The following is a 26,706-nucleotide window of genomic DNA, read 5'->3' as shown; positions in this document are numbered from 1 at the left end:
TCCCGGCGGGTACCCCTCCGACGCCCTCTCAGCGGCAGGTGTCGAGGAAGTGGGCGCACTTCCTCGAAGAAGCGCTCTCGAAGAAGCACTCCACGAAGGGGCGTGCGCCGCGGCGGAGTCGTTCCGCGCCCGGTGTGCCCGGCGCGTCCGTCGGCGCGAGGAGGCGCCGGGGCGGGCGGCGGTGCCGTCCGCCCCGGCGCCTTCCGGTGACGGGCCGCGTCAGCCGACCGCGGTGCGTTCCCGGATCTGCTCCGGAGTCAGATACGCGTTCGTGTACTCGAAGTCCCGCAGCGTCGCGGGCGTGCGGGACTGGAACCCGGTACGGACGAAATCGTCTCCGGCCAGGCCGTTCAGCACCCAGTTCGTCGCCACCCGGGCCTTCGCCACGTTGGTGCGCAGCGCCCCCCAGTGGTAACCGCGGGCGGCGATCAGGGCGGGCACGCCGCGCAGCTCGACACCGAGCGGCTTGGACACGGCGTCCAGACCGCCGAGGTCGACGACGAGACCCAGGTCCTTGTGGACGTACGGCGTCATGCGCTGCCCGCGCAGCGAGGCGATGACGTTGTCGGCGACGTGCTTGCCCTGGCGCATCGCGTGCTGGGCGGTCGGGGGGCAGACCGCGCCCGCCACGTCCTTCGCCTCGTCCGGTACGGCGGCGGCGTCGCCCAGTGCGAAGACACCGTCGTGGCCGGGCAGGCACATCTCCGAGGTGACCGCCAGCCGCCCCTTGACGGTCTCGGCCCCCAGGGTGGCGATGAGCGGGCTCGCCGCGACCCCGGCGGTCCAGATCAGCGTGTGGGTCGGGATGACCCGTCCGTCGGTGAAGGTGACCTCCTCGGGACCGGCCTTCTCGATGGACACGCCCAGCGAGACCTCGATGCCCCGCCTGCGGAGGATCTCCTGGGCGCTCCTGCCGAGCTTGTCGCCCAGCTCGGGCATCAGCTTCGGCGCGATGTCGATCAGGTGCCACTTGATCAGCCGCGGGTCGAGCCGCGGGTAGCGCTTGACGGCGTTGTGCGTCAGGCGCTGCAGGCACGCGGCGGTCTCGGTGCCGGCGTAGCCCCCGCCGACCACCACGAACTGCAGCCGCGCCGCCCGTTCGGTCTCGTCGTGGCTGGCGTCGGCGATGTCGAGCTGCGAGATCACGTGGTCGCGGACGTATGCGGCCTCGGCGAGCGTCTTCATGCCGCGGGCGTGGTCGGCGAGGCCCGGGATGTCGAAGGTGCGCGTGACGCTGCCGGGCGCCAGGACGATCTTGTCGTACCGTTCGTTCACGATCTCGCCGGTGATCTTGCGGACGACGCAGACCTTGGCGTCCACGTCCACGCCGATGGCGCCGCCGGGAATGATGCGCGTGCGGTACCTGCGGCTGCGGCGCAGCGACACGGCGATCGACTGGGGGGTCAGCACCCCGGAGGCGACCTGTGGCAGCAGCGGCAGATAGAGCTGGTAGGAGAACGGTGTCACCAGTGCCAGTTCGGCCTCGTCGGGTCCCAGCTTGCGCTCCAGGCGGCGGACGCACTCCACTCCCGCGAAGCCCGCTCCCACCACCAAGATCTTCGGTCGTACCACGATGCTCATCCCTTTCACCGGCGCGCTCTGTCGGGCTTCCCCCCCTTCCCTCTGCCCCTGAGTTCCCCCCTCGCACATGGTGATCCCTCGGCGAGACGAGCCGCCGTACCTCCACCGTCCGGCGAGTCGGCCCGTACCGGAGCGCGGGTGAGGGCCCGTCAGCGGCCATGCCCGGTGCGCAGCTGCTTCAGCACGGCACGTGCCATGGCCTCCTCGCCCTTGGCGTTGGGGTGCGCGGGGGCCGCGGGCGAGGCCGGCTGCAGCGGTTCGATCCAGCGGACCGCCGGGTCCTTGCACATGTCGTGCCCGACCGTGGGGCCGTACGTGTCGACGTACTCGGCCCGGTTCAGCCGCGCCACCACGCGCATCATCAGGTTCAGGCGCTTGCCGGTGTCACGCAGGTAGGGGAAGTCCTTCGCCGCGAACGGGACCGAGGGGTAGCAGCCGCTGCCGTCCTCCGGAAGGAGGTCCGGATAGCCGACGACCAGCACGCGCGCGTGCGGCGCCCTGGCGTGCACGGCCCGCAGCACCCGGGCCAGCTCGGGCGCGGCGCCGAGGATCGTCAGCGCGAGGCGGTCGGCACCGGACGGGGACGTGTAGTGGCGCCGGCACGGGTCGCCCGACAGGTCCTGCGAACTCAGCGCGGCGCAGGTGCTGATGATGGAGCCGAACCCGATGTCGTTGCCGCCGATCTGGACCGTCACCAGGTCGGTGCCGCGCCGCAGGGCGTCGAGCTGCGGCGGGTTGGTGCCCTGGGCCTTCCACATGTGCTCGGTGGTGGCACCGCCGCAGCTCACGTCCTTGAACGTGGACACTCCGCGCTCCGCGGCGACGAGCGAGGGGTAGTTGCGGTCGGAGCGGGCGCAGTTCGCGTCCACCTGGTTCGGGATCAGTGGTCCCGAGGTGTACGAGTCGCCGAGCGCGACGTAGTCCGTGCCCCTGCCGTGGCTGGTTCCGTGGCTGGTTCCCTGGACGGCTCCGTGGGCCGCGACAGGTGCGCCGGAGGTGACGACGAGGGCGCAGCCGCTGACGGCCGCCGCGAGGGCGGTGACCCGGCGGCGCCTCGACGCGGCCCTGCCGTACTGGGTGGGACGGTTCATCTGGTACCCCCTGGGTCCGGGACGGCGCGTGACCGACCTTGTATACCGGCGGGTTCACTCCGGGGGCCAGGGGTGCGGACCGGTCGCGCGGTTCCCCGCACGACCGGCCACGACGGTGCCGCGCCGTGGAACCGAAACGGAACCGGGGCGGCACCGGTGGTGTCAGACGCCGAACTCCGCCGGCGACAGGCCCAGTGCGGTGCAGGCGTCACGGATGACGTACTGCTCGGACGCCTCGAAGTGCCCGTCGGCGCCCGCGACCACCATGCCGGTCTGGATGACCGCGCGGGCCTCCGCCGGCTTCTTGGCCGCCTTGGCGATCTCCCGCAGCGCCTCGGCCTTGCCCTGCTCGAAGTTGGCGGTGAGCCGGTCCACGTGCTGGTTGAAGCGCTGGCGGAGCTGGTCCGCGGGGAAGTTCTGCAGCACTTCGTTGCCGACGATCAGCTCTTCGACGCGCTGCCTCTCGGCCGGCTCGACGTACCCGTCGGCCGCCGCCACCAGTGCGCACATGGCCATGCTGGCGTCCCGGTACGCGCCGCTCTTCAGCTCGGTCTTCACCGACGCGAGCTGGGTCTTGAACAGCCCGATCAGCTGGGCCTTGGAGCCACCGGAGGAACTGCCGGAGGACGGACCGGGTGCGTGGCCACCGTGCTGCGCCTGCCCCGCCGGACCGTATCCCTGTCCGGCGGGGGCACCGTACCCCTGTCCGGCGGGGGCGTGGCCCTGACCTGCTCCTCCTCTGCCGCCCTGGGACTGCTGGAGGTTCTTGGCCTGGTCCTTGAGCCGGTCCCACATCGCCACTACGCCACCTCGAATTCTGCCGTTGCCTGTACGCGGTCCGTCGGTTGAACGGCTGCCGTGTCCGGAGAGGTTCCCGAATGGCAAAGGTAACGTAAAACGATCATCCGCAGGGCCGGTGAAGGGGCCTGCCTCACCCGACCGGCGCGAGGACCGTCGTACGGCCGCCCAGCGCGGCGGAGAACCGGTCCGTGACCCGGGCCAGGGCCTCGGCGGCGGCCGGGGCGACGGTCGGTGTGCCGTCGTCCCCGGTGCCGATCGGTCGAGCGGACTGTCGCGTACGTGGCCGTACAGGAGGTCGTACGGGCAGTCATAGAGGAGGTCGCACAGGAGGTCGTGCGACCGGATCGTGCGGTTGCGCGCCCGCGGCGAGGAGCAGGGCGATCGTCTCCGGGTAGGGCCCGGTCATCGCCCATTCGAGCGGGGACCGGCCCGTGCCGTGGTCCTCACGGAGATCCGGATCGGCTCCGTACGCGAGAAGCGCGCGCACCGTCCCGGTGTGGCCCCAGCACGCGGCCGCGCACAGAGGCGTGCCCTCCGTTCCGTGTCCGCTCTCGGTGTCGGGCGGGGCCCCGGCCGCCAGCAGACACAGCACGTTGTCCGTGGCCCCGTGGACCGACGCGGCGTACAGGGGCGTGGTGCCCTCGGGGTCGGCCGCCTGCGGATCGGCCCCGGCCCGCAGGAGAGCCCTGATCCGGTCGCCGTCGCCGAAGGCCGCCGCGTCGACGAGACGCCGCGCCGACTTCTTGCGCCGCCGTGCGTTCACCGTGACGCGGACCGGTGGAACTCGTGGACCAACCGGATCCTGCCGACGATGTGGGCGTTGAACTCCGCCAACTCCTCGGCGGGAACCCGCGGTTCGAGGATCGTCCGGCCGCCTGCCTGCCGGACCGGGTGGAAAATGGGCTGCTCGGGGAGTCGGGGCGGCCAGGCCCGCCGGTCCGGCGCACGTACCAGGTCCAGCTCCACGGGACCCGTGGGACGCCACAGGGTCGTGGTGGTCGGCGGGTCGGTCCTGGTCACTGGAATCGCTCTCCGGGTGGGCAGCCGCTGACGCGGTCGGTCGGGAGCCCCGACGGTATCCGCGCTTCCGGTGCGCAGGCCAACCGATTTCGCCCCCGCCGCCGAGGTCGACCACCATGTGGCCGGGGAGCATCCGGGAACGTGAGAGGGCCCGGATCACCTGGATCCGGGCCCTCTTCGCAGTAGCGGGGACAGGATTTGAACCTGCGACCTCTGGGTTATGAGCCCAGCGAGCTACCGAGCTGCTCCACCCCGCGGCGATGCCTCTACCGTACGCCATCGGAGCGGCGGTCATGACCACGCCGTCCGCTGTCGCCCGCTGCTGCCCTCCGCCGCGTGTCGCCCCTGCCGCCCTCCGCCGCGCTCCGGGACGGCGCGTGAACGGGTCGTGCATCGGCCGCGAAGGCGGGTAGTCGGAGAGAGTGCCCGGCGATGCCGGGTGTGGCGGCCGCCGTCCTCTGTCCGTGACGACGGCGGCCGCCGGCGCGAGGACTCGCATCGTCCCCTGACGCGAGGGCCTCGCGCGGGATCGTCCTCACGGCACTTGGGGCGCGCGGGAGTACGCCCCAACTCGAAAGGCCGGGAGGACGAGGGACCGGGGCCCGTACGGAGCAGCGCGGGATGCGGGCTCCGGTTTCCCTGTTGGCTCCTGTTGGCTGCTGTTGAGCGGTGGTTCCTGCAGACCCGGGGGCTGGGGGCCAAAAGGGGGCCGCCGCGGCGGACCCACCGGCCGCGTGGGCGGTGACCGGTTCTCCTGTCCGAAATCTTAGAACGTGACCGGTACGAGGCAAGAACGCGTTTCGGCCCCGACGGGCGGGGCCAGCCGAATCGCATGGGGCCGGATGGAAGCCGGCCGGGTCCGCGCCGGGATGGCCGAGAGTCGACGTGCTCCGGCGGCGTCCGGCCGTGCGGGTCCTCCGCACAGGGGTGCGGGCGACCCGCCCGCACCCGGGACGACCGGCCCCGGCGGTCGCGCGGCGGCGTCCCGCGCATGACCCGGAACAGACGGCTGAAGTGCGTCGGTCCGGCGGGGCCCCGGCGGGCGGCATCGGCCTGCCGTCGGGCGGCGCCGGTCCGGCCCTGGTGGCGACGGCCTGAACCCGACGCCCCGGACCCGGACCCGGACCCGGACCAGCCACGGTCGGGAGACCGTCCCCGGTCGGCACCGCGCCGGCCGGCCGCTGACCGGATCGGTCCGCCGCCGGACCCGATACGACATGTCGTGCGCCCGCCCCGATGACGCAGACTCGGGACATGAGCCGAGCACTGATCGTCATCGATGTCCAGGAGTCCTTCCGCGCGCACCCGCTGTGGCCGACGATCTCCGACCCGAAGATCGCCGACCGGGTGGGCCGGCTGGTCCGGCTCGCCCGCCGGGCCGGTGATCTCGTGGTGTGGGTACTGCACTGCGAACCCGGCAGCGGCGATGTCTTCGACCCTGCCCTGGGCCATGTACGGATCATGGAGGAGCTGACGCGGGAGGAGGACGAGCCGCTGCTCCACAAGACCTCGCACAACGCCTTCACCACCACCAACCTGCAGCAGTTGCTCACCGGACGCGGCATCGGCGAACTCACCGTCTGCGGCATCCGCACCGAGCAGTGCGTGGAGACCACGACCCGCCTCGCCGGCGACCTCGGCTACCGGGTCACCTTCGTCACGGACGCGACCGCCACCAACCCCGTCCCGCACCGGGACGCTCCCGCCGGCCGGAGCGTCGCCGACCTGCTGGCCGACCCCCTCACGCTCTCCGCCGACGAGGTCATCAGGCGCACCGAGTACGCCCTGGCCGGACGCTTCGCCACCGTCACGACGGTCGACCGGCTGGAGGCCGCGGCAGGGGATCGGGCATGATGACCGGATCGTGAGCCGCATAGTCTTCTTCCTGGTGCCCGGGGTCCATCTGCTGGACCTGGCGGGACCCGCGCAGGTCTTCTCCACCGCGGCCGACTTCGGGCTCCCCTACACGCTCTCCTACGTCGCCGAGCACCCCCGGGTCAGCACCCCGCAGGGGCTGCCGCTGGTGGCCGGGCTCCAGTGGCCCGAGCTCGGTCCCGAGGACCTGATCGTGGTGCCCGGCTGGCGGACGGGCCCGCCGGCCGGCCGTCCCGCCATCGGCGCCACGCCCCTGCGGGTCCTGCGGGACCACCACGACGGGGGCGGGACGGTGGCCAGCGTCTGTTCCGGGGCGGAAGCGCTCGGTATGGCCGGCCTGCTGGACGGCCGCCGGTGCACCACCCACCACGACGTGCAGGACGAGCTGGCGCTGCGCCACCCCCGGGCGGTGGTCGTGCGGGACGTCCTGTTCACCGTGGACGACCGGGTGATCACCTCGGCGGGCATCGCCAGCGGTATCGACCTGGCCCTGCACCTGGTCGCCACCGGGCACGGCCCGGCCGTGGCCGCCCGGGTGGCCCGGGAGATGGTCGTCCACACCCGCCGCAACGGCCACGAGGCACAGTCCAGCGCGATGTTCCGGCACCGCTCCCATCTGGACGACACCGTGCACCGGGTCCAGGACCTCATTGACAGCCGCTTCGACCAGGCGCTCCCCCTGCCCGTGCTGGCGTCGTCCGCGGGGGTCAGCGAACGCACCCTCACCCGTCTCTTCAGCCGCGCCACCGGACTGACCCCCCTGCGCTACCAGCAGACACTCCGGCTGGAACGCGCCCTGCACCTCATCGGCCACGGTGCGACGACGGCTGCCGCCGCCCGCTCGGTGGGTTTCGAGGACCCCCGTATGCTGCGCCGCCTCCGCGCCCGCCATCACCCGTTCGCTGAGCAATCCTGAGTGCAGGCTTGTCAACTTTTCTCCTCTGGGCTATATAAGAAGGCGAAGGGCATCGCACCCAGTGACACCAGGAAGGAGTGACCCGTGATGCTCATGCGCACCGACCCGTTCCGCGAACTCGACCGCCTCAGCCAGCAGGTCTTCGGCCCCTCTCGCCCCGCGGCGATGCAGATGGACGCCTACCGCTCCGGCGACGACTTCATCGTCCACTTCGATCTCCCCGGCATCGACCCGGAGAGCATCGACCTGGACGTCGAGCGGAACGTGCTCAACGTACGCGCCGAACGCCGTTCCCCCGCCCCCGAGGGTGCCGAAGTGATCGTCGCCGAGCGTCCCACCGGCACCTTCACCCGGCAGCTCTTCCTGGGCGAGACCCTGGACTCGGAGCGGATCGACGCCTCGTACGCCGCCGGTGTCCTGACACTGCGCATCCCCGTGGCCGAGCAGGCCAAGCCGCGCCGCATCCACATCTCCGGCGACAGCGACCACAAGCAGCTCAACCGCTGACGCCCACCCGCCGAGCGCCGCCCCACGGATGTCCCCCGTGGGGCGGCGCCGCGTTCGCAGAGCGGGCGGGTCGTCGTCCGGGCGGCCGTCACCGAGGGGGCGGGGTGACCGCGGAGGGCCCCTCCGCCTCGGCGAGGAGCGCGACGAGGGTGGCGCGGGCCCGCGCCACCCGCGAGCGGATCGTCCCGACGGGGCAGCCGCACACCTCGGCGGCCTCCTCGTAGGGCAGTCCCGCCAGTTGGGTGAGGACGAACGCCCGGCGGCGCTCGGGGGCCAGCGCGTCCAGGAGGTCGAGCAGCGCCACGCCCTCCTCGAAGCCGGGCGGTCCGCCGGGCAGGACCCGGTCGGCGCACACCGTCCGGTCGGCTGCGCCGGCCGGGCCCGGTCGTGCGGCCGCGTACCGCAGGCTGTCGGCCACCGCGCGGCGCGCGATGGACAGCAGCCAGGTACGCGCCGACGAGCGTCCCTCGAACCGGTGCAGGCTGCCCAGGGCCCGCAGGAACGTGTCCTGGACCAGGTCGTCGGCGGCCTGGTGGTCGACGCCGGCACGGGTGAGGTAGCGGACGACGTCGGGGGACAGGGCCCGTACGAACCGTTCGGCGGCGTCGGGGTCACCGCCACGGGCCGCCAGCGCCCAGGCGGTGGCGGAGTCGTCGCGCGACGCCGGCGCGTCCGGCCCGGCCGTCATGACGGCCCTCCTCTCACAGCCCTGCCGGGTCCGTTCGTCCATGAGGCCCGTCGGCCGTCGCCCGTCGGTGGTCGTCCGTCGGTGGTCGTCCGTCGGTCAGTTCCCTCCCTGACCGGGCCGGTCCACGACCGCCTCGCTCCGTACCGGGCCACTGCGCTCGAAGTGCAGGGTGAACGCGACGAGGTCGCCGATCTCCCAGTCCGGGTCCGCCGGCACGACCACGTCGAGACCGCCCGGGGACATGGTGACGCTGTCGCCGGCCGGGACCGGGACCGAGTCCACCGTCCGCGCGGAGGCCGAGCGGGCGCCGGTCATGCGGTGGCGGCTGAGGCTGGCGGCACCGTCGACCTCGGCGGAGGTCACCTTCAGCAGCCGGTCCCCCGAACCCCCGCTGTTGGTGATCCGGAAGAAGGCCGCCGTGTCCGGGGTGTCGCCGGTGGGCAGGAACAGCCGCCCGCCGGTGACCGCGATCCGGGCCGGGCTGCCCGCGTTGCCGAGGACGGTCCACAGGCTCAGCCCGCCGAGGGCGAGGACGCAGGCGGCGACGGGCGCGAGGGCGGCGGCCAGGGCGTCGGTGAGCCGGCCGCGTGTCGGCCGCCGGAGGGTCCGGCCGGTCACCGGGTGCGTCCCCGGGGCGCGGACGGGGGCTGCCAGGCGCGCAGGCGCAGGCTGTTGGCGACGACGAGCACCGAACTGGCCGACATGGCCAGCGCGGCGAGCATCGGGTCGAGCAGGCCGACCATGGCGAGCGGCACGGTGACGGCGTTGTAGCCGAAGGCCCACACGAGGTTGACGCGCATGGTGCTCAGCGTGCGCCGGGCCAGCAGGACCGCGTCCGCCAGGGTCTCGATGTCGCCGCGCACCAGCGTGACGTCGGCGGCTCCGATGGCCACGTCGGTGCCGCTCCCCATGGCGATGCCCAGATCGGCACCGGCGAGGGCGGCGGCGTCGTTGACGCCGTCGCCGACGACCGCGACCCGGTACCCCTGCTCCCGCAGGTCCCGTACGAGCTCGGCCTTGCCCTCGGGCGTACGGCGGGCGTGCACCTCGTCGATCCGCAGGGCGTCCGCGACGGCCGTCGCGGGCGCCTCGCGGTCACCGGTCGCGAGCACGGGGCGCACGCCGAGCCGCCGCAGCCGTTCGACGGCCCGGTAGCTGCCGGGCCGTACGGTGTCACCGATCTCGATCAGCGCTTCGGCCGTGCCGTCCACCCGCACCACGACGGGGGTGCGGGCGGTGGTCCCGGCCGCCGCCAGGGCGTCCGCCAGTTCCGCGGGGAGCCCGTCGTCCGGGGCGAGCACCTCGACGAGGCGTCCTTCGACCCGGCCACGTACTCCACGCCCCGGCAGGGCGGTGAACCCGCTGACGTCCGGCAGCGGCCGGCCGGGCGGTTCCCGCCGGGCGTACGCGGCGACGGCCCGGCCGAGCGGATGCTCCGAGCCCTGCTCGACGGCTCCCGCCAGCCGGACCACCTCCTCGCGTCCGAGCCCGCCCGGTACGGCGGTGACCGCGGCGACGGCCGTACGGCCGGAGGTGAGCGTGCCGGTCTTGTCCAGGACGACGGCGTCGACGTGCCGCAGCCCTTCCAGTGCCTGCGGCCCGGTGACCAGGACACCCAACTGGGCTCCCCGGCCGGTCGCGGCCATCAGCGCGGTCGGGGTGGCGAGGCCCAGGGCGCACGGGCAGGCCACGACCAGGACGGCCACGCACGCGGTGACGGCGGCCTGGGCGTCGGCACCGGCGCCCAGCCAGAATCCGAGCGTGGTCACGGCCAGCGCCAGGACGACGGGCACGAACACACCGGCCACCGTGTCGGCCAGCCGCTGGGCACGCGCCTTCCCGGCCTGTGCGTCCGTCACCAGCCGGGTGATGCGGGCGAGTCGGGTGTCCGCGCCGACGGCCGTGGCCCGTACGAGCAGCAGTCCACCGGCGTTGACGGCCCCGCCGGTCACGGCCGACCCGGGCCCGATCTCGACCGGCCCGGTCTCCCCCGTGACCAGGGACGGATCCACCGCGGAACTGCCCTCCACCACCTCCCCGTCGGTGGCGAACCGCTCCCCCGGCCGTACGGCGAAGACCTGTCCGGCGCGCAACTCCTCGATGGCGACGAGCCGTTCGGTGCCGTTCTCGCGCACGGACACCTCCTTGGCCGCGAGCCGGGCCAGCGACCGCAGTGCCGCCCCGGTCCCGTGCCGGGCCCGCGCCTCCAGGAAGCGGCCCGCCAGCACGAACAGCGGTACGCCGACCGCGGCTTCGAGGTAGAGGTGCGCGACGCCGTCCGACACGGAGGGCACGAGCGTGAACGGCATCCGCGTCCGGGGATCACCGGCGCCGCCGAGGAAGAGGGCGTACGCCGACCAGGAGAAGGAGGCCAGCACGCCCAGGGAGACCAGGGTGTCCATGGTCGCCGTGGAGTGCCGCAGTCCGCGTGCCGCGCGTACGTGGAAGGGCCAGGAACTCCACACCGCGACGGGCGCGGCGAGGGCGAAGCACAGCCACTGCCAGTTGCGGAACTGGAGCGCGGGCACCATCGACAGGACGAGGACGGGCAGGGCGAGCAGGGCCGTGACCACCAGCCGGTCGCGTTCGGGCCGCAGGTCCTCGGACCCGTCGCCGTCCGCGGCTTCCGGCACGTCGTGCTGTCCCCGCCGTCCGTGCCCGACCGGTGCGGATGCGGATGCGGATGCGGTTGCGGTTACGGGTGGAGGCGCGGGTACGGCGGCCGTGTAGCCGGCCTTCTCCACGGTGGCCACGAGTTCGCCGGGGCCGATGTCCGCCGGATGGGTCACGCGGGCCTTCCCGGTGGCCAGGTTGACGGTCGCCGTGACCCCTGCCAGCCTGCCGAGCTTCTTCTCGACACGGCTCACACAGGCCCCACAGGTCATCCCGCCCACGGTGAGATCGGTGACCAGCAGGGCGGTGGCCGGTTCCGCGCCCATCAGTGGCCGCCTTCCCGCGGGTCGCCCGTGCCACCGGTCTCCCCCATGTCCTCCATGCCGCCCATGTCCTCCATGTCGGAGGTGCCACCGCCGCCCGTACCGCTCGTCCCGGTGCCGTGCATGCCGGGCGCGACCGGCCCGGCGGAGGCCCCGGCGGCGTGGGAGGCCGTGAAGACCAGGACCAGCAGCAGGAGGAAGCCGCAGAGGGCGGGCGGAGGTGCCGCGCCGCGCAGGAGCGCGACCGTACGGGGCACGGGGGGTGCAGGGGATTGCCGGGACTCGTCCATCAACCGCGTCTCCAGGTCATGTCGTACGGCGTCGTACGACGTCACTCGGATCGCGCCGTACCGCCCCAGTAGTCGGGACCGTGCCGGGTCGGGTTCCTCGGTGCGCATGTGGCCCGGGTCACACGGGGGACGGCGCCCGGCGAACGGCCCGGAACCGGGCCCGCGGAGCCGGAACCGGGGTCCGCGGAACCCGAACAGGGGCCCGCAGGGGTTGCCACGAAAGCCGGGGAGAAGGTCCTAAAATCCAAGAGGCCAAGGTCACAGCGTCGGCCTCTGCTACGGCCCGCGGAATCTGCCCTAGCATCCGAGCATGACGGTCCTGCCCAATGACGGGCTCCCGCTGGCCGCCGAGTTTCCTTCCGCGACACATGAGCAGTGGCGCCGCCTGGTGGCGGGCGTGCTCAGCAAGTCGGGCAAGGATGTCTCGGACGAGACGGCGGAGGCAGCCCTGTCCACCGCGCTGGAGGACGGACTCACCACCCGCCCTCTCTACACGGCGCACGACGACATTCCCGATCCCGGTCTCCCCGGCTTCGCGCCCTTCGTACGAGGCGGCCGGCCCGAGGGGAACACCGTGGGCGGCTGGGGCGTGCGCCAGCGGCACACGACGGCCGACAACGCCGCGGTCCTCGCGGACCTGGAGAACGGGGTCACCTCGCTCTGGCTGGTCGTCGGCGAGGGCGGCTTCCCCGTGTCCTCGCTGGCCCGGGTCCTCGACGGCGTCCACCTCGACCTGGCGCCCGTCGTCCTCGACGCGGGACGTGACACCGAGTCGGCCGCCGGGGAACTGCTGCGGCTGTACGGGGAGCGGGCCGTCGCCGGGGACGCCGTACGCGGCAGCCTCGGCGCGGACCCGCTGGGTCACGAGGCGCGTACCGGCGAGGCGTTGCCCTTCGCGCCGGCCGCCGCGCTGGCCCGGCGGTGCGCCGACGCGTACCCGGGGCTGCGGGCGCTGACCGTCGACGCGCTGCCGTACCACGAGGCGGGCGGCTCGGCCGCGCAGGAGCTGGGTGCCTCCCTGGCGACCGCGGTCGCCTATCTGCGGGAGCTGACCGGGGCCGGGCTCTCCGTGGAACAGGCGTGCGGGCAGCTGGAGTTCAGGTACGCGGCCACCGCCGACCAGTTCCTGACCATCGCCAAGCTGCGTGCCGCGCGCCGTCTGTGGGCGCGGGTCGCCGAGGTGTGCGGGGCGCCGGAGGCGGGCGCGCGGCCGCAGCACGCCGTCACGTCCCCGGTGATGATGTCGCGCCGCGATCCGTACGTGAACATGCTGCGCACGACCATCGCCACGCTCGCCGCCGGGGTCGGCGGCGCCGACGCCGTCACCGTGCTCCCCTTCGACCACGCCCTCGGACTGCCGGACGCCTTCGCCCGCCGCATCGCCCGCAACACCTCGACGATCCTCATCGAGGAGTCGCACCTGGCACGGGTGATCGACCCGGCCGGCGGCTCCTGGTACGTGGAGCGCCTCACGGACGAACTGGCCCACGCCGCTTGGGAGTTCTTCCAGCACATCGAGGGCCTCGGCGGTCAGGCGACCGCCCTGCGCTCGGGCCGCCTCGGCCAGGACCTGGCGGACACCTGGCGGGCGCGCAGCGCGAAGCTCGCCACGCGGCGCGAGCCCGTCACCGGGGTCAGCGAGTTCCCGAACCTCGCCGAGCCCGCCGTGGAGCGCGAACCCGCTCCCGAGCCGCCGTCCGGCGGACTGCCGAAGGTACGGCGCGACGAGGCGTACGAGGCGCTGCGGGCCCGTTCCGACGCACACCTGGCGGCCACCGGGACCCGGCCGCGCGTCTACCTCGCCACCATCGGCCCCGCCGCCGCCCACACCGCCCGGACCACCTTCGCCGCCAACCTGTTCCAGGCCGGTGGCATCGAGCCCGTCACCGAGGGCTCCTTCGAGGACAGCGGGGCCACCGAGGCGTGCCTGTGCTCCAGCGACGCGCTGTACGGGGAGCAGGCCGCGGACACCGCCCGGGCCCTGCGGGCGGCGGGCGCCCGGCAGGTGTTCCTGGCCGGCCGTCCCGGGCAGTACCCGGATGTCGACGCGTACGTCTTCGCGGGCTGCGACGCCGTCGCCGTGCTCTCCGCCACCCTCGACCGCATGGGAGTGTCCTGATGGGAATCCCCGACTTCTCCGGGATCGGCCTGGGGACCCCGGCCGCCGCGGCCGGCGCCGAGGACTGGCGCCGGGCCGTCAAGAACGCGACCGGCGGCGACGAGGCGTTCTGGGAGACCCCGGAGGGCATCGCGGTCAAGCCGCTGTACACCGGCCGTGACCTGGAGGGCCTCGACTTCCTGGGCACCTACCCGGGTGTGGCGCCGTACCTGCGCGGCCCCTACCCCACGATGTACGTCAACCAGCCCTGGACGATCCGCCAGTACGCGGGCTTCTCCACGGCCGAGGAGTCCAACGCCTTCTACCGGCGCAACCTCGCCGCCGGCCAGAAGGGCCTGTCGGTCGCCTTCGACCTGCCCACCCACCGCGGCTACGACAGCGACCACCCGCGTGTGACGGGTGACGTCGGCATGGCGGGTGTGGCCATCGACTCGATCCTCGACATGCGTCAGCTCTTCGACGGCATCCCGCTGGACAGGATGACCGTCTCGATGACGATGAACGGCGCCGTGCTGCCGATCCTCGCGCTGTACATCGTGGCGGCGGAGGAGCAGGGCGTACCGCCGGAGAAGCTGGCCGGGACCATCCAGAACGACATCCTCAAGGAGTTCATGGTCCGCAACACCTACATCTATCCGCCGAAGCCGTCGATGCGGATCATCTCCGACATCTTCTCGTACACCTCGCAGCGGATGCCGCGCTACAACTCCATCTCCATCTCGGGCTACCACATCCAGGAGGCGGGCGCGACGGCCGACCTGGAGCTGGCGTACACGCTCGCGGACGGTGTCGAGTACATCCGCGCGGGCCGCGGGGCCGGCCTGGACGTCGACGCGTTCGCGCCGCGGCTGTCCTTCTTCTGGGCGATCGGCATGAACTTCTTCATGGAGGTCGCCAAGCTGCGCGCGGCGCGCCTGCTGTGGGCGAAGCTGGTGAGGCAGTTCGACCCGAAGAACGCCAAGTCCCTCTCCCTGCGCACCCATTCGCAGACCTCGGGCTGGTCGCTGACGGCGCAGGACGTGTTCAACAACGTGACGCGCACCTGTGTGGAGGCGATGGCGGCGACCCAGGGCCACACCCAGTCGCTGCACACCAACGCCCTCGACGAGGCGCTCGCCCTGCCCACCGACTTCTCGGCGCGCATCGCCCGCAACACCCAGCTGCTGATCCAGCAGGAGTCGGGCACGACCCGGGTCATCGACCCGTGGGGCGGCAGCGCGTACGTCGAGAAGCTGACGTACGACCTCGCCCGCCGGACCTGGCAGCACATCGAGGAGGTCGAGGCCGCGGGCGGTATGGCGCAGGCCATCGACGCGGGCATCCCCAAGCTCCGGGTGGAGGAGGCCGCGGCCCGCACCCAGGCGCGGATCGACTCCGGCCGCCAGCCGGTCGTCGGCGTCAACAAGTACCGCGTCGGGACCGACGAGCAGATCGACGTCCTCACCGTCGACAACTCCTCCGTGCGCGCCCAGCAGATCGAGAAGCTGCGGCGGCTGCGGGCGGAGCGCGACGAGCGGGCCTGCCGGGACGCGCTCGACGCCCTGACCCGGGCGGCCGGCGGCGAGGGCAACCTGCTGGAGCTGGCGGTGCACGCGGCCCGCGCCAAGGCCACCGTCGGGGAGATCTCCGACGCCCTGGAGAAGGTGTACGGGCGGCACGCGGGCCAGATCCGTACGATCGCCGGTGTGTACCGCAACGAAGCAGGCGAGTCCCCGTCCGTGGGCCGCACCCGTGCGCTCGTCGACTCCTTCGAGGAGGCCGAGGGCCGCCGCCCGCGCATCCTGGTCGCCAAGATGGGCCAGGACGGCCACGACCGCGGCCAGAAGGTCATCGCGACCGCCTTCGCCGACCTCGGCTTCGACGTCGACGTCGGCCCGCTGTTCCAGACGCCCGCCGAGGTGGCCCGTCAGGCGGTGGAGGCGGACGTGCACATCGTGGGCGTCTCGTCGCTGGCCGCCGGGCACCTGACCCTCGTACCGGCGCTGCGGGAGGAGCTGGCGGCGGAGGGCCGGGAGGACATCATGATCGTCGTCGGCGGGGTGATCCCGCCGCAGGACGTGCCGACCCTGCTGGAGATGGGCGCGGCGGCCGTGTTCCCGCCCGGGACGGTGATCCCGGACGCGGCGTACGACCTGGTCCGGCGGCTCTCGACCGGGCTCGGGCACGACCTGTGATCGAACTCGACACCTACGTCAAGGGCGTGCTCGACGGGAAGCGCGCGCTCGTCGCGCGCGCCATCACCCTCGTCGAGTCCACCCGGCCGCGGCACCGGGCGCTGGCGCAGGAGCTGCTGACCGAGCTGCTCCCGCACAGCGGCCGGGCGCGGCGGATCGGCGTCAGCGGCGTCCCGGGGGTCGGCAAGTCGACGTTCATCGACGCGTTCGGCACGATGCTCACCGGGCTCGGCCACCGGGTGGCGGTGCTCGCCGTGGACCCGTCCTCCAGCCGCACGGGCGGCTCCATCCTGGGCGACAAGACCCGGATGGAGCGCCTGGCCGTGGACCCGGCGGCCTTCATCCGCCCCTCCCCCACCGCGGGCACCCTCGGCGGGGTGGCCAAGGCGACCCGTGAGTCGATCGTCGTCATGGAGGCCGCGGGCTACGACGTGGTGCTGGTGGAGACGGTCGGCGTCGGCCAGTCCGAGACCGCGGTCGCGAACATGGTCGACTCCTTCCTGCTGCTGACGCTGGCCCGTACCGGCGACCAGCTCCAGGGCATCAAGAAGGGCGTCCTGGAACTGGCGGACGTGATCGCCGTCAACAAGGCGGACGGCCCCCACGAGCGTGACGCGCGGGCCGCGGCACGGGAGCTGGCGGGCGCCCTGCGGCTGATGCACGGCAAGGACGCGGTCTGGACCCCGCCGGTGCTGAGCTGCAGCGCCCGCGAGTCGGCGGGCCTGGACGAGGTCTGGGAGCGTCTCGAACAGCACCGTGCGCTGCTCGACTCCTCCGGCCGGCTCGCCGCGAAACGCCGCGACCAGCAGGTCGACTGGACCTGGACGATGGTCCGCGAGGAGCTGCTGGGCCGGCTGCACGCGGACCCGGCCGTACGGGCCCTGGCGCCCGAGCTGGAACAGCGGGTGCGGCAGGGCGAGTTGACGGCCACGCTGGCCGCCGAGCGCATCCTGCGGGCGTTCGGCGGGACAGCGGCGGGGACGGGAGCGGGGACGGACGGCTGACGGGGTCCCGGGCCCGCGGGTCCGGGACGTGCGGCCCAGCGGGTCAGCGGGTCAGCGGGTCAGCGGGTCACGGTCAGTGGGTCACGGGGTGCTGTCCCGCACATCGAGGTGGGCCCACGGGTCGTCGACCCGCTGGGCCCCGGCCGCTTCCTCCCGGGCGGCCGCTTCGGCGGCCGCCCGGGCCCGCTTCGAGAACGCCACGGCCCGGCGGGCCTTGGCGATGACCTCGTCGTGGTCCCAGCCGAACGTCGCGGCGTCGAGCCGCGCGTCGAAAGCGGTCAGCACCTCGGGGTTGATCTCCGCGAGCGCGGCACGCAGCTCGGCGAGCGTCTGCGGACCGTCGGCGAACTCGAACGCGTACGGGTCCGAGGATGCCTCTGTACTCGGCTCGTGCGGTAGCGCGGACATGTGTATGACCTCCGGTCGTGAGGGCCCCACGGTACGCGGTGGCGGTGGCCCCCGTGCAACGAGGACCACGGACGGCATACGGGTACCCCGCTCGCCCCATGGCGCTCCACGGGGTTTCACCGGCCGGTCGCAGGACGCGGCTTTCACCCTTTCGGTGACCCCTGGCGACAGGACCGGATCCCATGGTTCCGCCCTGGGTGCAGGCGTATGCCAAAACGATTTGCCAGGACCACTTGCCGGAGCTGTCTGCCACGGCTACTTGCCGTGTTCAGGGCCGGTAAAGACCCGGTGACGACCCCGTCACGATGGCCTCCCCGGGCGTGGCCCGGCGTGAGGGCCGTCGTTGGACGTGCCATGACGACATGGGACGAGGTCGGGCCCACGGCGGCCTTCGCACAAGTACCGGGTGCGGCGGGTGCGTCCCGGCCGGCCGAGGAGAGTGACTGCCGTTGGTGCAGCATCCTCCTCGGTCCCGGTCGTACAGGGGAACGCGAACCTGGATCCGCACCCGCACCCGCACCCGCACCCGCACCCGCACCCGGTGGACGCGTCGAGCGCCGCGTGCGAAGCGTGCGTGCCCGGATCGGGCGGGTCCGGCAGGTGACGCTCCCGGTGGCCGCGCTCACAGTGCTGACGGCGCTGACCTTGGCGGCGCTGGCCCTGGCGGTCATGGCCTGATCCGCCACCGTCCTGCCCCGCTTCGCGAAGTGCCATGAAATGCCCCACCCCCGGGGAGGGACGAAGGCCGCCCCTTCCTGACAGGGTGGCCGGACGGCCGCCGCCATGGTCGGCGATGGCGGCGGCCGTCGACGGACGCCTACCGCGTCACGGGGCGAGCAGCAGGCTGTCGCCGCGCTCCTTGGCGGCGGTGTAACGCCTCGACACGTCCTGCCAGTTGACGACGGCCCACATGGCGTCGATGAAGTCGACCTTCTGGTTCTTGTACTGGAGGTAGAAGGCGTGCTCCCAGGCGTCGAAGACCAGGATCGGGGTGGAGCCCTGGCCGACGTTGCCCTGGTGGTCGTAGACCTGCTCGACGATCAGGCGGCCGCTGAGCGGTTCGTAGGCGAGGACGCCCCAGCCCGAACCCTGCGTGGTCGCCGCCGCCTTGGTGAGCTGCGCCTTGAACTTCGCGAAGGAGCCGAAGGACTCGGCGATCGCGTCCGCGAGTTCGCCGACGCCGTCCTCGTCGAGGGGCTCGCCGCCTCCGTCGCCGGTCATGTTGTGCCAGTAGACGGAGTGCAGGATGTGGCCCGAAAGGTGGAAGGCGAGGCTCTTCTCCAGGCCGTTGATCGAGCCCCACGCCTCCTTGTCCCGCGCCTCCGCGAGCTGCTCCAGGGTGTCGTTCGCGCCCTTCACGTACGCCGCGTGGTGCTTGTCGTGGTGCAGTTCGATGATCTGCGGATTGATGACCGGTTCGAGCTCCGCGTAGTCGTACGGAAGCTCCGGAAGCGTGTAGAGCGCCATGTCCAACATCCTTCGACCTCGTTATTGCCAATCATATGCAGTTGCACGCTAGCAGCAAGAGTGGTCGCCGCCGACAGGACAACCGACAAGACACGGGCTCCGGGACATGACGTCGCGAACGCCCGCCCGCCCTCCGCGGTCCCCTCACGTATGCTCGCCGCCGGGTCGCACCCCGCCGGGGCCGAGCCGTACGCCGAGACCGAGAGCAGTGAGAAGAATCCCGTGACCACGTACGACCACGAGTACGACCACGCGTACGAGTACGAGAAGGACGGCGCGGCCATCTACCGCCGGTCCTTCGCCACCATCCGCGCCGAGGCGGACCTCACGGCCCTGCCCGCCGATGTCGCCCAGGTCGCCGTACGCATGATCCACGCCTGCGGGATGGTCGACCTCGTACGCGACCTCGCCCACAGCCCGGACGTGGTCGCCAGGGCCCGCGAGGCCCTGCGCGCCGGGGCACCCGTCCTCTGCGACGTGCAGATGGTCGCCTCCGGCGTGACCCGCAGGCGGCTGCCCGCCGGCAACGACGTCCTGTGCACCCTCTCCGACCCGGCCGTGCCCGGCCTGGCCGCGAAGCTCGGCACCACCCGCAGCGCCGCCGCCCTGGAACTGTGGCGCGACCGCATGGACGGTGCCGTGGTCGCCATCGGCAACGCGCCCACCGCCCTCTTCCGCCTCCTGGAGATGATCGCGGAGGGCGCGCCCCGCCCCGCCGCCGTGATCGGCGTCCCGGTCGGCTTCGTCGGCGCCGCGGAGTCCAAGGACGCGCTCGCCGCGAACCCGTACGGCCTGGAGCACCTGGTCGTACGCGGCCGTCGCGGCGGCAGTGCCATCGCCGCCTCCGCGGTCAACGCGATGGCGAGCGAAGAGGAGTGAGGGCACGGGGTGCGGGGCGCCCCTCCCCCGGTCCTGTCAGCCGGTGACGTCCGGAGTGCCGATGGCGCCGAGGCGCCGGGTGACCCAGCGCGCCGCCGCCCCCGGATCGGCCGCCAGTGGAACGCCCTGCGGAACCGGTGGCCGGCGGACCACGACCACCGGCAGCCCGGCTTCACGCGCGGCGGTCAGCTTCGGCGCGGTGGCGTCGCCCCCGCTGTCCTTGGTCACGACGATGTCGACGTGGTGGCGGCGCAGCAGTTCCCGCTCCCCGTCCAGGTCGAAGGGGCCGCGGTCGAGCAGGACTTCGAGGCGGGCCGGGTACGGGGGCTCCGGTGCGTCGACGGACCGGACGAGGAACCACAGGTCGTCCAGGCCCGCGAACGCGGCCAGGCCCATCCGCCCGGTGGTGAGGAACACCCGGCGCCCGAGCCCCGGCAGCAGTGCCGCCGCCGCCTCCAGCGAACCGGCCTCGTGCCAGACATCGCCCGCGACCGGAACCCAGCCGGGACGGCGCAGCACCAGCAGGGGCACCCGGGTGACGGCGGCGGCCCGCACCGCATGGGAACCGATGGTCCCGGCGAAGGGGTGCGTGGCGTCGACGAGCACGTCCACGGAGTGCTTGCGCAGCCATGCCGCCAGACCGTCCGCCCCGCCGAACCCACCGACACGGACCTCGCCCGGGGGCAGCCGGGGGCTGGCGACCCGCCCGGCCAGGGAACTGGTCAGCTCCAGGCCGGGGGTGCCGTGCAGCAGCCCGGCCAGCTGCCGGGCCTCCGTCGTCCCACCGAGTATCAGTACGTGCATGGAGCGCGTGGAGTGCATGGGGGCCGGGATCCGTTCGTGAACAGCGTGGTGCGGGGCGTCGACCGGGCGGTGGACGGCCCGGCGCTCCACTCAAGCACACCCCGCCGCGGCAGGGTGGTCCCCGTCGTCCCGGTCCCGGGGAGGGTCCGGCACTGTTGGCGCATGAACTCTCCGCGCAAGCCCGTCCTCCTGGCCGCAGCGGCCGCGGGCCTCGGCACCCTGCTCGTCGCCGCGGGCCTGTACGGCCTGCCCCTCGACGGCACCGGGCCGGCCGCCACCGAGGTGGCCGTCAGGGTCGACCAGGCCGGTTATGTGCGCGGCGAGACGAAACGGGCCTACGTCATGGGGCCCGCGGACGCGTTCGCGGGAGCGCGCTTCGAGGTCGTGGACGCCGGGAACAGCGTGGTCACGGCAGGCCGGCTCGGTGCCTCCACGGGGCGCTGGAACGCCAGGTACCCCTCGGTGCGCACGGTCGACCTCTCCGCGCTGGACACCCCCGGCACCTACCGTCTCGTCCTGACCGGGACCGCGACCGGCCGTTCGCCCGCCTTCCGGGTCGCCGGGGCCCGCGAACTGATGACCCCGCTGGTCCGGGACAACGTCCGCTTCCTCCAGGCGCAGCGCGACGGGGCCGACGTGCGCCCCGATCCCCCTCGTCCCGCCCCGGAGCACGTCCTGCGGCACGGGCCGTCCCATCTGGCCGACCGGGACGCGACCGTCTACGCCCCGCCGGAGTACGACGAGGAGGGCACCGAGCTGCTCGACGAGCGGCTGACCCCGGTCGACGACGGGGTCGACGTCTCGGGCGGCTGGTTCGACGCGGGGGACTTCCTCAAGTTCACCGGCACCACCTCCTACTCGGTCGCCGCGCTCCTGCTGGCGCAGCGCGATCTGCCGGACCCGGTGGAGCTGTCCGACGAGGCCTCGCACGGGCTGGCCTGGCTGGACAGGATGTGGGACGAGGACAGCGAGACCCTGTACGCGCAGGTCGGCATCGGCGTGGGCAACGAGGCCGTACGGACGGACCACGACGTGTGGCGGCTGCCGGAGGCCGACGACCGGCTCGATGTGGCGTTGGGCGACCCGGACTACACGATCAAGCACCGGCCGGTCTTCCGGGCGGCCGGACCGGGCGAGGAGATCAGTGCCGGCCTGGCGGGACGCGTGGCCGCGGCCTTCGCCCTCGCCGCACAGCGCGCGGCCGCCACCGACGAGGAGGAGGCATGGGACTGGCTGGACAAGGCCGCCGCCGTCTACGCCCTGGCCGACACCGGTCCCGAACCCGGCGAACCGCTCCTCACCGCGTTCCCGAGCAGCTTCTACCCCGAGGACTCGTGGCAGGACGACATGGAGTTCGGCGGCGCCGAACTGGCGCTGGCGGCACGGGAGCTGGGGGACGACCGGGAGGGCGACTGGGCCCATGACGCGGCCCACTGGGCCGGTGCGTACCTGGACTCCGACGTCCGGGGCACCCTCGGTGTCGCGGACGTCAGCGCCCTGGCCCATGTCGACCTCGCCACCGTCCTGGACGGCGAGGAGGTGGACGGGACCGGCGCCGCGGACCTGTACGCGGACCTGCGCCGCCAGCTGGACGACGCGGTCGCCCGCGCCGGGCACGACCCGTTCGGGGCCGGTGCCGTCTACGACGACTTCGACGCCGTCCCGCACACCTTCGGGCTGGTGGCCACCGCACAGCTGTACGCCGGGGCCACCGGGGACGACCGCTACGCGGCCTTCGCGGAGCGGCAGCGGGGCTGGGCCCTCGGTGCCAACGCCTGGGGCACCAGCTTCATGATCGGTGCGGGGGAGGTCTATCCGCACTGCCCCGAACACCAGCTGGCGAACCTCGCGGGCAGCCACGACGGGAAAGGCGCCGTCCTGCGGGGCGCCGTGGTCAACGGCCCCAACGCCGCATCGACGCTGGAGGAGCTGAACAGCTTCCCGACCATGCGGAAGTGCGCCGCCGCCCCGCCGGAGGGAGCCTGGACGGACTTCGACGGCAAAGGCGCCCGGTACCTGGACGACGTGGGCGCCTGGCAGACCGTGGAACCGGCACTGGACTTCACCACGACGGCACTCCTGGCCTTCGCCCTGACCGCACGCGCCGACCACGGTGACCGCTCCGATCACCCCGATCACTGACGGACTCGTGCCGGCACCGGCCGTCGGGCACGGACGCGATCCCCGGGGAGGGGGGCGACCGTCTCCAGTCGCACACCGCAGTGTGCGGGCCGGGCGTCAGGACTGACGGATCGAGTGGTTTGGGTGCCTCGTCCGTGTGAATTCCCTGGTTCCGCACCGGTCTTGCGCCAAGCATGAACGCGATGAGTACACACGACATGAGCACTCCGGACGTGACCCCTCCGAACAAGAACGGGGCCGGGGACAGGGACAGGCCCAGAGCCAGGGCCAGGGACGGCAACCGGAACGACACGGACGCGGCGCCCACGCGGCGCTCCGTGGTCACGGCGGCCGGCGTCACGGTCACCGGTGCCACGGCGCTCGCCGCCGGGCTCAACTCGGTCGTGCCTGCGACCGCGTTGAGCCCGGCCGCGCCACCCCTCGCGGCACCGGCCGCGACGCCGCCCGGTGTCGACCCGGCCAGGTACACCACGGTGGCCCGTGCCATCGCCGTCTACGACCAGCACGACAAGCCCCTGGTTCCCTCCTACCTGAAGGCCGTGGAGAAAGGGCTGCCCCCGAGCGGCGCCAGGGCCTCGAAGCGGGTCCTGATCGTCGGGGCCGGACCGGCCGGCCTGCTCGCCGCCGACCTGCTCAACCGGGCGGGCCACGACGTCGTCGTGATCGAGGCCAACGACAACCGCGTCGGCGGCCGTGTCAAAACCTTCCGCAAGGGTGGCCACGAGAACGGCGAGCAGCCCTTCGCCGACCCCGGGCAGTACGCCGAGGCGGGGGCGATGCGACTGCCGGAGAGCCATCCGCTCCTCATGGCGCTGATCGAGAAGTTCGAGCTCCCGCGCCAGGAGTTCCTGCTGGTGGACGTGGAGGTCGACAACCCGACGCAGCGCGCCAACCGCACCTGGATGCACATCAACGGCGTCCATCTGCGCCGGGCCGACTACGAGAAGCACCCCGAGAAGATCAACGACACCTTCGGCGTCAAGGACCCCCATCGCACGAAGACCGCCTCGGCCATCCTCGCCGCCGCGCTGGAACCGGCGCACCTGCTCATCCGCGGCAAGGAGGGCACGGCCCTCGTGGAGGGGTGGGTCAAGGTCCTGGAGCGGTACGGCCACTGGTCCATGTACCGGTACCTCACCGAGGTCGCCGGGCTCGACACCAGGACCATCGACCTCGTCGGTACCGTGCAGAACCTGACGTCGAGGCTGCACCTCTCCTTCCTGCACAGCTTCCTGGGCAGTGCGCTGATCAACCCCGGGACCAAGTTCTGGGAGCTGAAGGGAGGCACCGCCAAGCTGATCGACGCGTTGTACGCACCGGTCAGGGGCAAGGTGCGCCTCGACAGGCGTGCCGTACGCATCGAGCGCACCGGCGGCGACCGTACCGGCGGCAAGGTGCGGGTGCACACCGTGTCCGAGGACTGCCAGACCGGCGAGGGAGGTGTCACGGAGGTCTTCGAGGGCGACGAGGTCATCGTCACCGTGCCCTTCTCCGGGCTGCGCCACGTGGCCTTCGACCCGCCGCTGAGCTACGGAAAGCGCCGGGCGATCACCGAACTGCACTACGACGCCGCGACCAAGGTGCTCCTGGAGTTCTCGCAGCGCTGGTGGGAGTTCACCGAGGAGCAGTGGAAGGAGGCGCTGGACTCCGTCGAGGACGGCCTCCACGCCGCGTACGCGGCGGGCCGGGTCGAGGACGGCAGACACCTCGGCGCACACCGGTCCGTACGGGACCTGGGGGTGCGGGTCCCCGACGGACTCAAGAAGTGCTTCTCGGCCTTCCGCCCCGCCGTGCAGGACGATCCCGAGGCCGCCCACGTCCGTGGCGGCGGCTCCGTGAGCGACAACGCCAACCGCTTCATGTTCTTCGAGCACGCCCACCCCCTGGAGGGCAGCGACGGCGGCATCGTCCTCGCCTCCTACAGCTGGTCCGACGACGCCCTGAAGTGGGACGCGTACGCCGACGAGGAGCGGTACCTGCGGGCGCTCGCCGGGGTGCAGGGCGTCTTCGGACGGCGCTGCGAGGTGTTCTTCACCACCAAGTGCAAGACGCAGTCCTGGATGCGCGACCACTACGCCTACGGTGAGGCGTCCGTGCTCTTTCCCGGCCAGCACGCGGAACTGTTCCCCGACATCCCCACGTCGGAGGGGCCCCTGCACTTCGCGGGGTGCCACACCTCCGTCAAGCCCGCCTGGATCGAGGGCGCCCTCGAATCCGCCGTCCGTACGGCGCTGAAGGTCCACACCGGCTGACGGCGACCGCCCGGGGCCCCTGGCCGGCCCCGGGCCCGGACCCGACGCGCCGTTCACGGCCGTTCCCGTCCTCCTACCCGTTCCCGCCCCGCTCCTGCCCGGGACCCGCCGTACGGGTGGCGAGGGGGCGACCGGCCCGCCCTCGCCGAGACCGGCGGCCGTCGGCGAGGGACGTCCACCGCCGACGGCCCGGAGCGTGCCTCCGTACGGCCGGCCGGTCAGCTGAACGGGTCGAGCGTGATGTACGCCGTCTGCGGGTCGCCGTCGTGGACCAGCGACTCGTGGGCACCGACGTCGTCGAAGGCGAACCCGTACGCCTTGCCGTCGGCCATCTGCTCGTGGATCTTCTTGGAGTAGTGGTTGGTCACCGCGTCCTTGTAGAAGCCCGCCGAACTCGTGTCGGGCTGGTTGGGGTTGGTCAGCAGCGTGGAGCGGTTGTAGCCCGCGCACAGGGTGCGGGAGATCGGGCCGCGCACCAGGTCGTTCGGCGCGTCCAGGTGCTTGTAGCAGCCGAAGACGCTGTCCGAGTCCGGCTTCTGGAAGCTGGTGACGACCGCGCCCGAGCCGTTGGTGAAGTTCATGACGTTGCCGGAGACCCTGCCGTAGTACTTGGTGGCGGGCTGGTTCGCGAACGGTGTCACCGTCAGCGTGGTGGAGGCGTACTTGGTCCACACCCGGTTGATGTAGTCGTTCATGACGGTGCCCGGCAGCGCGCCGGCCTCGATGCCGTGGCCGGGTGCGAGGGCGCGCAGGACGGTGCCGTCGGACCGGGTCCTGATGAGGTTGGCCCAGCCGCCGGACTGGCTCCGCAGGGAGTTGAAGAAGGCGGTGTAGCCGCCGGGCTTCAGGTGTCCGGTGGTCTTGACGGTGCCCGCGGCGCTCTTGACTCCGACCGCGTACGGGGCCGAGAACATGTCGACCTGGGTGCTGTTGATCCACAGGCCGGAGTCGTTGAGGGTGTACTCCGTCCAGTTGAAGAGGATGTTCGCGTTGGGGTCGGAGGGGTTCTGCACCGCGGGCTGGACGAGACCGCCGGTGGTCAGTTTGAAGACGAGCTTCTGGCCGTAGGAGAAGTAGACCCGGCCGGAGAACTTCGGCATGCGGATCGTCTTGCTCTGGCCGTTGGCCGGTCCGGCGATCGACGCGTCGGGCGCGGGGGTCGGCGGGTTGCCGCCGGCGGGCCAGGGGTGGAAGGTGCCGTTCGCGTCGGCCCAGCCCTGCTGGCCGGTCGAGAGCAGGGTCCCGATGACGTAGACGTAGACCTGGTCCCCGCGCCCCGAGCTGTTCTTGAGTTCGAGCGGGATGGTCGTCGGCACCGCGGCCTCGGCCTGGGCCACCGGGCCCACCGCCGTGAGTCCCGTGCCGACGGCCGCCGCGGCGACTGCCGCTACCAGCGCTTTCCGTAGAGCGAGCATGCTCGTCCTCCTGCCAGGTGGACTCGTTGCCACCGGAGTTGAAGTGCGACGGACGGACGGTTGGGGGGCCGCGTCCCGCCGGAGCGGAGGTACGGAGAAGCGGACCCTTACGGTCCATTGAGAGCGCTCTCAGGGTGCCTGCATGAACAGGACACGTCAAGGTCTAGACCAACATCGATTCAGGGTTTCAGGGCGGGGCGGCGCCGGCTTCCCGGCACCGCCCGCTCTGCACGTCCGCCCGCCCCGCCCGCACGACGACCGCCGCCGACTCCCGCCGACCGCCGCCGAGCGCGGCGGCTCGACCCGTCGGCCGCGGGCCGTCGCGACGGAGCCCGCG

The 26,706-nt window shown here is 72.8% G+C and carries 22 protein-coding genes and 1 tRNA gene; 9 read left to right on the top strand and 14 right to left on the bottom strand.

What is annotated here, in order from left to right; genetic code table 11:
- Positions 1–219: 219 nt before the first annotated feature.
- From KM933_RS26270 to KM933_RS26245, 6 genes are all read right to left on the bottom strand, one after another.
- The gene (locus tag KM933_RS26270; RefSeq protein ID WP_221356337.1) at positions 220–1,581 is read right to left on the bottom strand and encodes an NAD(P)/FAD-dependent oxidoreductase; all 1,362 of its coding nucleotides are present in this window, start codon (positions 1,579–1,581) and stop codon (positions 220–222) included.
- Positions 1,582–1,730: 149 nt separating this feature from the next.
- Complete coding sequence (locus KM933_RS26265) at positions 1,731–2,672, bottom strand: SGNH/GDSL hydrolase family protein (RefSeq protein ID WP_221356335.1); 942 nt, start codon at positions 2,670–2,672, stop codon at positions 1,731–1,733.
- 162 nt (positions 2,673–2,834) lie between these two features.
- Positions 2,835–3,473 (bottom strand): tellurite resistance TerB family protein, encoded by a 639-nt coding sequence (locus tag KM933_RS26260; protein WP_221356333.1) that lies wholly within the window; start codon positions 3,471–3,473, stop codon positions 2,835–2,837.
- A 307-nt stretch (positions 3,474–3,780) separates the two neighbouring features.
- Complete coding sequence (locus KM933_RS26255; protein WP_221356331.1) at positions 3,781–4,236, bottom strand: ankyrin repeat domain-containing protein; 456 nt, start codon at positions 4,234–4,236, stop codon at positions 3,781–3,783.
- Positions 4,233–4,493, bottom strand: coding sequence for a hypothetical protein (locus tag KM933_RS26250; protein ID WP_221356329.1), 261 nt, complete (start codon positions 4,491–4,493; stop codon positions 4,233–4,235). Before KM933_RS26250 ends, KM933_RS26255 begins: the two co-directional genes overlap by 4 nt.
- 183 nt (positions 4,494–4,676) lie before the next feature.
- Positions 4,677–4,750: transfer RNA gene (locus KM933_RS26245), tRNA-Met, on the bottom strand.
- Between the two features lie 997 nt (positions 4,751–5,747).
- On the opposite strand from KM933_RS26245, the gene KM933_RS26240 reads away from it, so the two are divergent.
- The 3 genes from KM933_RS26240 (at position 5,748) to KM933_RS26230 (ending at position 7,791) form a co-directional block, all read left to right on the top strand.
- On the top strand, positions 5,748–6,347 hold the full coding sequence (locus KM933_RS26240; protein WP_221356327.1) for an isochorismatase family protein: 600 nt from the start codon (positions 5,748–5,750) through the stop codon (positions 6,345–6,347).
- 10 nt (positions 6,348–6,357) lie between these two features.
- Complete coding sequence (locus KM933_RS26235; protein ID WP_221356325.1) at positions 6,358–7,284, top strand: GlxA family transcriptional regulator; 927 nt, start codon at positions 6,358–6,360, stop codon at positions 7,282–7,284.
- Between the two features lie 87 nt (positions 7,285–7,371).
- Positions 7,372–7,791, top strand: a complete 420-nt coding sequence (locus tag KM933_RS26230) for an Hsp20/alpha crystallin family protein (RefSeq protein WP_221356423.1) — start codon at positions 7,372–7,374, stop codon at positions 7,789–7,791.
- 88 nt (positions 7,792–7,879) lie between these two features.
- On the opposite strand, the gene KM933_RS26225 is transcribed toward KM933_RS26230, so the two are convergent.
- The 4 genes from KM933_RS26225 to KM933_RS26210 form a co-directional block, all read right to left on the bottom strand.
- Positions 7,880–8,479, bottom strand: coding sequence for a sigma-70 family RNA polymerase sigma factor (locus tag KM933_RS26225; RefSeq protein WP_260334180.1), 600 nt, complete (start codon positions 8,477–8,479; stop codon positions 7,880–7,882).
- A gap of 96 nt (positions 8,480–8,575) precedes the next feature.
- The gene (locus KM933_RS26220; RefSeq protein WP_221356321.1) at positions 8,576–9,097 is read right to left on the bottom strand and encodes a copper chaperone PCu(A)C; all 522 of its coding nucleotides are present in this window, start codon (positions 9,095–9,097) and stop codon (positions 8,576–8,578) included.
- A complete protein-coding gene (locus KM933_RS26215; RefSeq protein WP_221356318.1) occupies positions 9,094–11,418 on the bottom strand; it encodes a heavy metal translocating P-type ATPase in 2,325 nt (774 codons plus the stop codon). Before KM933_RS26215 ends, KM933_RS26220 begins: the two co-directional genes overlap by 4 nt.
- On the bottom strand, positions 11,418–11,813 hold the full coding sequence (locus tag KM933_RS26210) for a hypothetical protein (RefSeq protein ID WP_430727370.1): 396 nt from the start codon (positions 11,811–11,813) through the stop codon (positions 11,418–11,420). The genes KM933_RS26215 and KM933_RS26210 overlap by 1 nt, the downstream gene beginning before the upstream one ends.
- A 202-nt stretch (positions 11,814–12,015) precedes the next feature.
- Here KM933_RS26210 and KM933_RS26205 point away from each other — a divergent pair, with 202 nt between their 5' ends.
- From KM933_RS26205 to meaB, 3 genes are read left to right on the top strand one after another with little or no spacing between them, the layout of a single operon-like run.
- Positions 12,016–13,824: a methylmalonyl-CoA mutase family protein gene (locus tag KM933_RS26205; protein WP_221356316.1), complete on the top strand. Its 1,809-nt coding sequence runs from the start codon at positions 12,016–12,018 to the stop codon at positions 13,822–13,824.
- Entirely contained in the window at positions 13,824–15,998 is a 2,175-nt protein-coding gene (gene scpA, locus KM933_RS26200; protein WP_221356314.1) for a methylmalonyl-CoA mutase, read from the top strand. The genes KM933_RS26205 and scpA overlap by 1 nt, the downstream gene beginning before the upstream one ends.
- On the top strand, positions 15,995–17,002 hold the full coding sequence (meaB, locus tag KM933_RS26195) for a methylmalonyl Co-A mutase-associated GTPase MeaB (protein ID WP_221356313.1): 1,008 nt from the start codon (positions 15,995–15,997) through the stop codon (positions 17,000–17,002). The genes scpA and meaB overlap by 4 nt, the downstream gene beginning before the upstream one ends.
- An 81-nt stretch (positions 17,003–17,083) precedes the next feature.
- Here meaB and KM933_RS26190 read toward each other — a convergent pair whose 3' ends face one another.
- Both KM933_RS26190 and KM933_RS26185 read right to left on the bottom strand, forming a co-directional pair.
- Positions 17,084–17,410, bottom strand: coding sequence for a hypothetical protein (locus KM933_RS26190; protein WP_221356311.1), 327 nt, complete (start codon positions 17,408–17,410; stop codon positions 17,084–17,086).
- Between the two features lie 825 nt (positions 17,411–18,235).
- Entirely contained in the window at positions 18,236–18,877 is a 642-nt protein-coding gene (locus KM933_RS26185) for a superoxide dismutase (RefSeq protein ID WP_221356309.1), read from the bottom strand.
- A gap of 150 nt (positions 18,878–19,027) precedes the next feature.
- Here KM933_RS26185 and KM933_RS26180 point away from each other — a divergent pair, with 150 nt between their 5' ends.
- Positions 19,028–19,756: a precorrin-8X methylmutase gene (locus KM933_RS26180; RefSeq protein WP_221356308.1), complete on the top strand. Its 729-nt coding sequence runs from the start codon at positions 19,028–19,030 to the stop codon at positions 19,754–19,756.
- 36 nt (positions 19,757–19,792) lie between these two features.
- Here KM933_RS26180 and KM933_RS26175 read toward each other — a convergent pair whose 3' ends face one another.
- Positions 19,793–20,560 (bottom strand): cobalt-precorrin-6A reductase, encoded by a 768-nt coding sequence (locus KM933_RS26175; RefSeq protein WP_221356419.1) that lies wholly within the window; start codon positions 20,558–20,560, stop codon positions 19,793–19,795.
- 162 nt (positions 20,561–20,722) lie between these two features.
- Between KM933_RS26175 and KM933_RS26170 the strand changes: the two genes are divergently transcribed.
- Together KM933_RS26170 and KM933_RS26165 are read left to right on the top strand one after the other, a co-directional pair.
- Entirely contained in the window at positions 20,723–22,702 is a 1,980-nt protein-coding gene (locus KM933_RS26170) for a glycoside hydrolase family 9 protein (RefSeq protein ID WP_221356305.1), read from the top strand.
- 182 nt (positions 22,703–22,884) lie between these two features.
- Positions 22,885–24,954, top strand: a complete 2,070-nt coding sequence (locus KM933_RS26165) for an FAD-dependent oxidoreductase (RefSeq protein WP_260334179.1) — start codon at positions 22,885–22,887, stop codon at positions 24,952–24,954.
- A gap of 218 nt (positions 24,955–25,172) precedes the next feature.
- Here the strand turns inward: KM933_RS26165 and KM933_RS26160 are convergent, their stop codons facing one another.
- Positions 25,173–26,369, bottom strand: a complete 1,197-nt coding sequence (locus KM933_RS26160; RefSeq protein ID WP_221356304.1) for a glycoside hydrolase family 64 protein — start codon at positions 26,367–26,369, stop codon at positions 25,173–25,175.
- Positions 26,370–26,706: the final 337 nt, after the last annotated feature.

This window comes from Streptomyces beigongshangae, assembly GCF_019710745.1.
Taxonomy (GTDB): domain Bacteria; phylum Actinomycetota; class Actinomycetes; order Streptomycetales; family Streptomycetaceae; genus Streptomyces; species Streptomyces beigongshangae.
This window is presented reverse-complemented; position numbering and strand designations above follow the sequence as displayed.

Coding starts and splice junctions, on each gene's coding strand:
- KM933_RS26160 (WP_221356304.1), bottom strand. CDS start 26,369: ATGCTCGCTCTACGGAAAGCGCTGGTAGCGGCAGTCGCCGCGGCGGCC.
- KM933_RS26190 (WP_221356311.1), bottom strand. CDS start 17,410: ATGTCCGCGCTACCGCACGAGCCGAGTACAGAGGCATCCTCGGACCCG.
- KM933_RS26175 (WP_221356419.1), bottom strand. CDS start 20,560: ATGCACGTACTGATACTCGGTGGGACGACGGAGGCCCGGCAGCTGGCC.
- scpA (WP_221356314.1), top strand. CDS start 13,824: ATGGGAATCCCCGACTTCTCCGGGATCGGCCTGGGGACCCCGGCCGCC.
- KM933_RS26230 (WP_221356423.1), top strand. CDS start 7,372: ATGCTCATGCGCACCGACCCGTTCCGCGAACTCGACCGCCTCAGCCAG.
- KM933_RS26225 (WP_260334180.1), bottom strand. CDS start 8,479: ATGACGGCCGGGCCGGACGCGCCGGCGTCGCGCGACGACTCCGCCACC.
- KM933_RS26185 (WP_221356309.1), bottom strand. CDS start 18,877: ATGGCGCTCTACACGCTTCCGGAGCTTCCGTACGACTACGCGGAGCTC.
- KM933_RS26205 (WP_221356316.1), top strand. CDS start 12,016: ATGACGGTCCTGCCCAATGACGGGCTCCCGCTGGCCGCCGAGTTTCCT.
- KM933_RS26165 (WP_260334179.1), top strand. CDS start 22,885: ATGAGTACACACGACATGAGCACTCCGGACGTGACCCCTCCGAACAAG.
- KM933_RS26215 (WP_221356318.1), bottom strand. CDS start 11,418: ATGGGCGCGGAACCGGCCACCGCCCTGCTGGTCACCGATCTCACCGTG.
- KM933_RS26210 (WP_430727370.1), bottom strand. CDS start 11,813: ATGCGCACCGAGGAACCCGACCCGGCACGGTCCCGACTACTGGGGCGG.
- KM933_RS26180 (WP_221356308.1), top strand. CDS start 19,028: ATGCTCGCCGCCGGGTCGCACCCCGCCGGGGCCGAGCCGTACGCCGAG.
- KM933_RS26170 (WP_221356305.1), top strand. CDS start 20,723: ATGAACTCTCCGCGCAAGCCCGTCCTCCTGGCCGCAGCGGCCGCGGGC.
- KM933_RS26265 (WP_221356335.1), bottom strand. CDS start 2,672: ATGAACCGTCCCACCCAGTACGGCAGGGCCGCGTCGAGGCGCCGCCGG.
- KM933_RS26240 (WP_221356327.1), top strand. CDS start 5,748: ATGAGCCGAGCACTGATCGTCATCGATGTCCAGGAGTCCTTCCGCGCG.
- KM933_RS26270 (WP_221356337.1), bottom strand. CDS start 1,581: ATGAGCATCGTGGTACGACCGAAGATCTTGGTGGTGGGAGCGGGCTTC.